The organism is Acidovorax sp. 69 (assembly GCF_002797445.1).
Lineage (GTDB): Bacteria > Pseudomonadota > Gammaproteobacteria > Burkholderiales > Burkholderiaceae_C > Acidovorax.
In genome coordinates this window covers 1,910,905-1,920,000 of record NZ_PGEP01000001.1, presented here as the reverse complement: position 1 = coordinate 1,920,000, position 9,096 = coordinate 1,910,905, and the positions used below count along the sequence as shown (strand labels likewise).

Genomic DNA, 9,096 nt, shown 5'->3' with positions numbered 1-9,096 from the left:
AAGTCCGCCCCAACCACCCAAACCGCAGAACGCACCACCTAAGCAGCACCTTCTGCCGACCAACCCACTGCAATACAGAGGTCTTGGTAGCGAAGCCCTCGAATATAGCACCACTTTCGCGTACCTGCAGGGAAAACCCGAGGAATTCGCACAATCGCATGCAGCGAACGGGACAGCTCTCTATGACAGCATCAAGAAAAAAAGGGCTTCGCCCTCTTTCTTTTTATGTGCTGGCCTACTTCCCATCAGACGCGCCACTTCTCCAGCAGCTTTGCGGGGCTCAGGCTGTCGTAGCCTTCAAAGGGCTGGTGGATCCAGGGGTTTGTGGGCAGGAACTCCACCGAGTAGTCGGGGGTGAACTTGGACATGCCCTTGGTCCAGATGACGGCGCTGCGCAGCTCGGTAATCGGTGTGTAGTTGGTCTTGAGCATCGTGATCACGGCCTCCAGGGTGTGGCCCGAATCTGCCAGGTCATCCACCAGCAGCACCTTGCCGGCGATTTCGCCCTTGGGGGTGGTGATGAAACGGGCAATGTCGAGGTGACCCTGCACCGTACCGGCTTCGGCACGGTACGAGCTCGTCGACATAATCGCCAGAGGCTTGTCGAAGATGCGGCTCAGAATGTCACCGGGACGCAGGCCACCGCGTGCCAGGCACAGGATGGTGTCGAACTCCCAGTTCGACTGGTGCACCTTGAGCGCCAGCTTTTCAATCAGGCTGTGGTACTCGTCATAACTGACGTACAGGTGTTTGCCGTCTTCGGTCAACATAGGCGAGGCTCCTGGGATGATGGCTTGTAGACAAGAGGATCACACGGCAGCAACGCCAGAGCAACCCCTCATCGCTATATAGAGAAAGTACAGAAATGCGTTCTGCCGCGCAGCCAAAGGGCTCTGCAGCACCGCCGTCCTGGCTTCGCGTCGGCCAGGGCAGCGACAGAGAGGTGTATCAGCCGGCCACGTAGGGGTGGCGCATCATGATCGTGTGGTCGCGGTCCGGGCTGGTGGAGATCACATCCACCGGCACGCCAGTCACTTCCGCAATGCGCTCCAGGTAGCGGCGCGCCGCTTCGGGCAGCTTGGCGTAGTCGGTCACACCCACGGTGGTTTCGGTCCAGCCCGGCAGGGTTTCGTAGATGGGCGTACAACGTGCGATGTCTTCTGCGCCCATCGGCAGCAAGTCGATCTTCTCGCCGTCGAGCTCGTAGCCGATGCACAGCAGCAACTCGGCCAGGCCATCGAGCACGTCGAGCTTGGTGATGCACAGGCCGGACAGCCCGTTGACCTGGGCGCTGCGCTTGAGCAGCGCGGCGTCGAACCAGCCGCAACGGCGGCTGCGGCCAGTGGTCACACCCTTTTCAGCACCGATGGTACTCATGTGGTAACCAGGCGTACCCGGAGTTTCCCAGTCGAGTTCGGTCGGGAACGGACCGCCGCCCACGCGGGTGCAGTAGGCCTTGGTAATGCCCAGGATGTAGTGCAGCATGCCAGGGCCCACGCCTGAACCGGCGGCGGCGTTGCCCGCCACACAGTTGCTGGAGGTCACGTAAGGATAGGTGCCATGGTCTACATCCAGCAGCGTGCCCTGTGCGCCCTCGAACAGAAGGTTGGCGCCAGCCTTGTTGGCTTCGTTCAGCTCGCGCGAGACGTCGGCCATCATGGGCTTTAGCAGCTCGGCATGGCGCATGGCTTCTGCGTACACCACGTCGAACTGCACTTTGCCGTCCTGGATGTAGGGCTTCAATGCATCGCCAAAGACGAACTTGTCCGAGCCCAGGTAGGTGGTGAGCACGTGGTTGTGCAGGTCCAGCAGTTCGCGCAGCTTGGCGGCGAAGCGGTCGGGGTACTTCAGGTCCTGCACGCGCAGGGCGCGGCGGGCGATCTTGTCTTCATAGGCGGGGCCGATGCCGCGGCCGGTGGTACCGATCTTCTCAGCACCACCCTGCTCGCGCGCAGCTTCACGCGCTACATCAATAGCTGCATGGAAGGGCAGGATCAGCGGGCAGGCTTCGCTGATGCGCAGGCGCGAACGCACTTCCACGCCGGCCTTTTCAAGACCTTCGATTTCCTCGAAGAGCTTGGCAGCGGACAAAACCACGCCGTTGCCGATATAGCACTTCACGCCAGGGCGCATGATGCCACTGGGAATCAGGTGCAGCGCCGTTTTTACGCCGTTGATCACGAGGGTGTGGCCTGCATTGTGGCCGCCCTGGAAGCGGACCACGCCCTGCGCGCTCTCCGTCAACCAGTCGACTAGTTTGCCCTTGCCTTCGTCGCCCCACTGGGTACCGACCACCACTACGTTGCGACCTTTGGTTACTTTCATCTCAAACCCAATTCAAATGACAATTGCTCAAACAGCCTGCACGACCCATTGACCCGCAACCTGAACCAGTTCACGGTCGCAATGAAATTCGTCCACTTCGCTCTCGTGCCCCGGCAAAACGCAAACCACCGTCTCTCCTGCTGAACGCAACTCGGCGATGGCAGCATTCACATCAACAGCCTCTCCCCAGGGCGCACGAATGGCTGCTTTCAATGCACGCGGCGGCACTACACCCACCACCTGCTTGATATCCAGGCTGAAACCAGCCGCCGGGCGGTTACGTCCAAAAACTGCACCAACTTCATCGTATCGACCGCCACGGACCAGCGCATCACTGGCACCGCGCGCATAGATCGCAAACCGTGCCCCGCTGTAGTAGGCGTAACCGCGCAAATCGGCCAAGTCAAAAGTGACCGTCGCACCATCCAACCGAGATGCCAACCATCTCAGATTTGATAGCACCTTAGACACACCAGATATCCGCTTAAGGACTTTTTCCGCCTCATTCAAGACAGAAATATCGCCATACAACTGCGGCAATGCAAGAAGACCTTCTCGGGACTCCATGGGAAAACTGCGGGTCAATGCTGCCAACTCGCTAGTATCTTTGGCAGCCAGAGCGGCATGGATGACACTCAACATCTGCGGATTCACAACAACGCCCGCCAACAGACTGCGAACGATGCGCACATCCGCCAGGTCAATGCTGGTGTCGCGAACATCTGCCACGCGCAAGCACTCTCTGGCTAGCTGCAATGCTTCCAGATCTGCCTCAAGGCCTGAATGCCCATAGATTTCAGCGCCAAACTGGAGCGGCTCACGAGTCGCATGAGGCCGATCAGGGCGGGTGTGCAATACCGGCCCGCAGTAACACAACCGCGTGACCCCGTTACGATTGAGCAGATGGGCATCAATGCGGGCAACCTGGGGCGTGGTGTCCGCCCTCAACCCCATCGAACGACCGGAAAGCTGATCCACCAACTTGAAGGTCTGTAGATCGAGCGCCTCACCGGTGCCCGTAAGGAGCGACTCAAGGTGCTCCATCAAAGGCGGCATGACCAGCTCATAGCCGTAACAACGCGCTGTATCGAGCAGCCCGCGACGCAATTCTTCGATGTGCCGCGCTTCAGACGGCAAGACATCGGCAATGTGATCCGGAAGGACCCAAGCAGACATGGAGAAAAGGGGAGGCTGTTAAAACCGTGATTCTACCGGCACCAGCGAAGAGTCCCTAGGGAATCTCCTGGCGATACTGGATGACGGCAGTTAGAACCAAAACATCAAGGCGCCAATAACGATGGCCAGCAGTGCAAAAAATCGAATCTGACCATCTTGCAGATGCGCTATTTGCAAAACGGCGCGCCTCCAGCTTCGCGGAGAAAGGAAGGGTACGAGCCCCTCAATCACCAAAACCAAAGCCAGAGCGCTCCATAGACTATCCCACCCCATTAGATGATTCCAAGAAACCCCAAATGGCTGGTATCTCCCTCAATTACTTGCGGGAAGGCATCGTAGCAGTGGCTGGTGCGCCACCTCGAAAAGCCTTGAAAAAGTCCGACGAAGAAGGATCAAGCACCATCACGTCGCTCTTTTTGTTGAAGCTCGACTTATAGGCTTCCAGACTGCGATAGAACTGGGCAAACTGTGGATCACGGCCAAAAGCTTCTGCATAGATGCGTGCGGCTTCTGCATCACCCTCGCCCTTGACCTTCTGGGCATCACGATATGCATTGGCGATCGCTATCTCGCGTTGCCGATCGGCATCGGCCCGTATTTTTTCGCCTTCCGCTGCACCCGTAGAGCGCAACTCATTCGCCACACGCTTGCGCTCCGCTTCCATACGGCGGTACACAGACTCCGTGATGGCCTCCACGTAATCTACGCGGGTAATCCGGACGTCCACAACATCAACGCCCCAAGGTTTGGCTCCACGAACGGTATCAAGAACTTCGCGCTTGACGTCGGCCATCAAAGCCTCTCGCTTGAGCGAAAGAAGCTCCTTGACAGTGCGCTTGTTGATCTCTTCCTGGAAGGCATTCCGGACCACGCGGTTGAGCTGCATGGCACCGGCACTCTCATCCAGCCCCACGTTCCGGATGTACTCCGTGGGTTCAGATATGCGCCAGCGCACATACCAGTCGATCACAACACGCTGCTTTTCAGCGGTCAGCATCGGCTCGGTATCCGTGCTGTCCAATGTCAGGAGGCGTTTATCGATATACGTTACGTTCTGAAACGGCGGAGGCAGCTTGAAATTGAGTCCAGGCTCCGTGATCACTTCTTTGATCTGTCCCAAAGCATAAAGAACACCAAACTGCCGTTGATCGACAACGAAAAGCATAGAGCTCATGAGAGCAAGCACCACCAGGAAGGTGGATGCAATAAATCCGACTCTGTTCACGAACTGCTCCTAGCGAGATTCACGTTCACGGCTGCGATTGGAGTCACGCGCCCTGGGATCGTTGGAAAAACTGGCCGACGGCACCGTGGGCACCGCAGCGGGAGCCGCACTCACAGCAGGCGCATCCAGAGCACCCGCTCCGGTGGCGACACCTTGCATGATCTTGTCAAGCGGCAAATACAACAGGTTGGAGCCTTGTCGCGAATCGACAAGAACCTTGGTCACATTCCCATAGATCTGCTGCATCGTGTCGAGGTACATCCGATCGCGCGTGACTTGTGGCGCCTTCTGGTACTCAGCAAGAACAGATGAAAAACGCTGTGCATCGCCTTGTGCCTGGGCCACGATACGTGCCTTGTAAGCCGCAGCCTCTTCGTTCAGACGAGAGGCGGAACCGACCGCGCGTGGAATAACGTCATTGGCATAGGCTTGTGCTTCATTTTTGGCACGCTCACGCTCTTGCCCCGCTTTCAAAACATCATCAAACGATGCTTGTACTTGTTCGGGCGGGCGGACACCACCTTGCTGCAAATTAATGCCAACCACCTCTACACCGACTTTGTAGCGATCCAAGATCGTCTGCATCAGGGAGCGAACCCGGGGGGCAATCTGATCGCGTTCTTCAGCAAGCGCCGTGTCCATGCGCATCTTGCTGACCACTTCACGCACAGCCGTCTCAGCAGCTTGGACGACGGCATCCGACGGGTTCTTGCTCTCGAACAGCCAAGCCCGAGCATCACTCAGACGATACTGCACTGCGAACTTGATTTCGACGATGTTCTCGTCTTCGGTGAGCATGGCAGATTCGCGCAAGCCCGTGCTTTTGATGACGTTATCGCGGCCCACATCTGCGGAACGAATCTGGGTCACAAAAACCAGTTCATGACGCTCAATAGGGTACGGCAGGCGCCAGTTGAAACCAGCCCCCACTGTGCTCTTGTACTTTCCAAACTGGGTAATGACTGCCTGCTGCCCTTCCTGAACGATGAAGAAACCCGTCCCCATCCAGATCACGAAAACAATCCCAGCAATCAACCCAACACCTACGCCTGCACTCTTCATATCAGGCTGAAACCCGCCACCAGTGCCGCCGCCGTTGTTAGGCCCCCGTCCCCCACCATTCTTGCCGCCGAACAGACCGCTCAGCTTGCGATTCAAATCACGCCAAAGTTCATCCAGATCTGGCGGCTGCTGACCATTGCTGGGACGCTGGTCGCCACCACGAGAACCGTTGGGCGGAGTTCGATCATCGGGACGCCCTGCATCGTCCGACTTGTCATCACCACGCCCCCAACGGGGGTCATTCAGGTTGAACATGCCCCGAATACGTTCTGGCAACAATGCCCAGCGTGGGGTGCAATTTTGGAAATTCATGCGCAAAGTCTCTGGTTCTCGGGTGGCGTCAATCAGTCTGTCATTGTGCCCAATCAGGGCAATACATCTGGCAATTCAACAGCATCACCAGGGGTCATGTCCGCACGTGTCGCAAGCACCCTCGCTGCGAGTGCATGGCGTAAATTTTCAAGACCCTCGCCGGACCGGGCACTGACAAATAATCGCGGCAATATATGCCCAGCGACCTCATACTGGTCCTGCAAATCTGCAGGGCGCCGCTCGTCAGGCATTGCATCCAGTTTATTGAAGACCAGTATCTGCGGAATGTCAGCAGCGCCAATCTCTTGCAAAACCCGCTCGACCTGCGCCATCTGTTCCGGAAAATCCGAGTTAGATGCATCCACAACATGCAGCAACAGATCTGCATCAATGGCCTCCTGCAACGTGGCCTGGAATGCATCGACCAGTCCGTGGGGCAGATCTCGAATGAAACCCACGGTGTCAGACAAAGAAACGGACCTACCGGCATCGGCGAGATACAACTGGCGGGTGGTGGTGTCGAGCGTTGCAAACAACTGATCAGCCGCATAGGCTCGCGCCTTGACAAGGGCATTGAACAGCGTGGACTTCCCGGCGTTGGTATATCCCACCAGCGAAATGTTGAAGGTATCTCGGCGCTCACGCTGCCGTCGTTGCGTAGACCGTTGCCGCTGAACCTTGACCAGGCGATCACGCGTACGCTTGATCGCATCACCGATCATGCGCCGATCCAGTTCAATCTGCTTTTCGCCAGGACCGCCGCGAGCGCCGATGCCACCCGTCTGCCGCTCCAAGTGGGACCACCGCCGAACCAAACGGGTACTCACATATTGGAGCTTTGCCAACTCCACTTGGAGTTTCCCCTCGTGGCTGCGTGCACGCTGGGCAAAAATCTCCAGAATCAATAGCGTGCGGTCGTTGACCGGAAGCTCTATGTGGCGTTCCAGGTTCCGTTGCTGAGCGGGACTCAAAGACTGGTCAAAAAGCACCTCGACAGCGCCATGCATCTGGGCCAAGGCACGGATCTCATCAGCCTTGCCACTGCCCACGAACAGTGCTGCATCAGGCGCCTTACGCTTGCAGGTGATACGCGCAACGGGGTGCATCCCGGCGGTTTGGGCCAGAAGCCCTAGCTCCTCCAGTTCACCATCGAAATGAGGCAAACCAAAATCTACCCCGACCAACAATACCGGAGCACTAACGCCCTGAGCAGGCACAGCGGAACTCAAAGTACGTCGCCTTCTTGTGGCGCCTGATTCACAAGCAGGAACCGCCTAAATAACAACAACTCAAGTGTTGCTGCTATCTGCATCAGGCGTATCTGCCGTGGAAAAATTCACCGCACGACCTGGAACGATCGTAGAGATGGCATGTTTGTATACCATCTGGGTCACCGTGTTACGGAGCAAAACTACATACTGATCGAAGGATTCGATCTGCCCCTGCAGCTTGATGCCATTCACCAAATAAATGGAAACTGGCACATGCTCCCGACGCAAGGCGTTGAGAAAGGGATCTTGCAAAAGCTGGCCTTTATTGCTCACGATATTCTCCGTGTTCAAAATGTTGTTGTAAACCAGCACCTTACCACAGCCAAGACATGCTTCCTGGCCGATTTGGCATGGCCCTTCTCAATGCGCGACTTTGTTTTCAGCCCTCGTCCTTGTCGGCAAAGGGGTTGTGGGAAGTTTTCATTTCAATTCGGAGGGGTGTTCCCACCAAGTCAAATTCTTTCCGGAACCGCCCTTCCAGAAATCGCTTGTAGGCGTCCGTCACATGCTCCAGGGAGTTCCCGTGAATGACAATCACAGGCGGGTTCATCCCCCCCTGGTGCGCATACCGCATCTTGGGGCGGAACATTCCCGCCCGCTTCGGACTTTGGAACTGCACCGCCTCCAGCAGCAGGCGAGTGAGCACCGGCGTAGACATCTTGCAAGTAGCTGCGCGATGCGCCTGGGCGATAGATGTCCACAGCGGGCCCAGACCTTGGCGTTTCTTGGCCGAGATGAAGTGCATCGAAGCAAACTTCAAGAAAGCCAACCGGGTCTCAATAGAGCGCTCCAGCAACTGGCGCTGGTACTCATCCACGGCATCCCATTTGTTGACAGCTAGGACCACTGCACGACCACTTTCCAGAATGTATCCGGCGATATGGGCATCCTGATCTGTCACGCCCTGGGTGGCGTCCAACAGAAGCAGCACTACGTTTGCAGACTCAATCGCTTGGAGCGTTTTGACCACCGAGAATTTTTCGATTGCTTCAAAAACCTTGCCCTTGCGACGCAAGCCCGCAGTGTCCACCAGCTCAAAGCGCTGGCCATTGCGCTCGAACGGCACCGTGATGGCATCCCTGGTAGTACCTGGCATATCAAACGCAACCAGCCGCTCTTCGCCCAACCACGTGTTGATCAGCGTGGACTTGCCTACATTGGGTCGACCTGCCACTGCCAATTTGATGATGCCCTTGTCCGCCAAAGCCTCCAACTCGTCGGGCTCTGGCAAATTCAAAGGCTCCAGCGCGATATCCACCAAGCTACGGATGCCCTGACCATGCGCAGCCGACACGGGATAGACCTCCCCGAGCCCCAGTTCGTAGAACTCTGCCAACTGCACGCCCTGCAACATTCCCTCAGCCTTGTTGGCAACAAGTACGCAGGGCTTACCCAAGCGGCGCAAATAATTCGCGATATCGTGGTCTTGCGCAGACACACCAGCACGGGCATCCACCACAAAAATGACCACATCGGCCTCCGCAACCGCCTGTTGCGTCTGCTTGGCCATCTCGCGGTAGATGCCGCTTGACGCATCAGGCTCGAAGCCCCCAGTGTCGATCACGATGTACTCGTGCTTGCCCTGCTTGCCATTGCCGTAATGCCGGTCACGCGTAAGCCCTGCAAAGTCAGCCACGATGGCATCGCGCGACTTGGTCATGCGGTTGAAAAGCGTGGACTTTCCGACATTCGGACGCCCCACGAGGGCGATAACTGGCTTCATTG

Annotated in this window: 9 protein-coding genes; all 9 read right to left on the bottom strand. The window is 57.2% G+C overall.

The window, feature by feature from the left end; genetic code table 11:
- Positions 1–245: 245 nt before the first annotated feature.
- Positions 246–770, bottom strand: coding sequence for a phosphoribosyltransferase (locus CLU85_RS08765; protein WP_100409932.1), 525 nt, complete (start codon positions 768–770; stop codon positions 246–248).
- Between the two features lie 178 nt (positions 771–948).
- A complete protein-coding gene (locus tag CLU85_RS08760) occupies positions 949–2,325 on the bottom strand; it encodes an adenylosuccinate synthase (RefSeq protein ID WP_100409931.1) in 1,377 nt (458 codons plus the stop codon).
- Positions 2,326–2,352: 27 nt separating this feature from the next.
- The gene (locus CLU85_RS08755; protein ID WP_100409930.1) at positions 2,353–3,501 is read right to left on the bottom strand and encodes an ATP phosphoribosyltransferase regulatory subunit; all 1,149 of its coding nucleotides are present in this window, start codon (positions 3,499–3,501) and stop codon (positions 2,353–2,355) included.
- A 90-nt stretch (positions 3,502–3,591) separates the two neighbouring features.
- Positions 3,592–3,774 carry a DUF2065 domain-containing protein gene (locus tag CLU85_RS08750; protein WP_100409929.1) on the bottom strand — a complete coding sequence of 61 codons (183 nt, stop codon included), beginning with the start codon at positions 3,772–3,774 and terminating at the stop codon, positions 3,592–3,594.
- Between the two features lie 43 nt (positions 3,775–3,817).
- Positions 3,818–4,726: a protease modulator HflC gene (gene hflC / locus CLU85_RS08745; protein WP_100409928.1), complete on the bottom strand. Its 909-nt coding sequence runs from the start codon at positions 4,724–4,726 to the stop codon at positions 3,818–3,820.
- Positions 4,727–4,735: 9 nt separating this feature from the next.
- Entirely contained in the window at positions 4,736–6,100 is a 1,365-nt protein-coding gene (hflK, locus tag CLU85_RS08740) for an FtsH protease activity modulator HflK (protein WP_100409927.1), read from the bottom strand.
- A 53-nt stretch (positions 6,101–6,153) separates the two neighbouring features.
- On the bottom strand, positions 6,154–7,329 hold the full coding sequence (hflX, locus tag CLU85_RS08735; RefSeq protein WP_100409926.1) for a GTPase HflX: 1,176 nt from the start codon (positions 7,327–7,329) through the stop codon (positions 6,154–6,156).
- Positions 7,330–7,389: 60 nt separating this feature from the next.
- Positions 7,390–7,644 carry an RNA chaperone Hfq gene (hfq, locus tag CLU85_RS08730; protein ID WP_100412445.1) on the bottom strand — a complete coding sequence of 85 codons (255 nt, stop codon included), beginning with the start codon at positions 7,642–7,644 and terminating at the stop codon, positions 7,390–7,392.
- A 106-nt stretch (positions 7,645–7,750) separates the two neighbouring features.
- Positions 7,751–9,094 carry a ribosome biogenesis GTPase Der gene (gene der / locus CLU85_RS08725; RefSeq protein ID WP_100409925.1) on the bottom strand — a complete coding sequence of 448 codons (1,344 nt, stop codon included), beginning with the start codon at positions 9,092–9,094 and terminating at the stop codon, positions 7,751–7,753.
- Between the last annotated feature and the right edge of the window lie 2 nt (positions 9,095–9,096).